This window comes from Halomonas sp. SIMBA_159 (assembly GCF_046536035.1).
GTDB lineage: Bacteria > Pseudomonadota > Gammaproteobacteria > Pseudomonadales > Halomonadaceae > Vreelandella > Vreelandella venusta_A.
Window position 1 is genome coordinate 1 of sequence record NZ_JAWJBT010000614.1, and the last position, 270, is coordinate 270.

The 270-nt window shown below is 35.6% G+C and carries 1 protein-coding gene; it reads right to left on the reverse strand.

Features of this window, described 5'->3' with window-relative positions:
* The coding region (locus R0J87_RS20665; protein ID WP_498888593.1) for a hypothetical protein at positions 1-270 on the reverse strand (270 nt) is incomplete at both ends.

Here is a 270-nt window from a genome sequence, read left to right on the forward strand (position 1 = left end):
CCACCAGTTCCCCCGTATGGATCCCAAGATTTAGTAGTTATTTTAATTTTTTTTAATTCTTCTTCGCTTAGAGTACCTTCGTCTGAATTTTCTTCGACTCCTTGAATTTCTTCAAGTTCTTCCTCAGCATCAGTATCATTATCTTCCTCAATAATCATGCTACTATCTTCTAAATAAGCCTCATCCTCGTCTTGACCGACAGCTTTTACTTGCGGAATAAAACCTGTAACACCTACAAACAATGAAAATATTAATAGCAAACTTAAAACC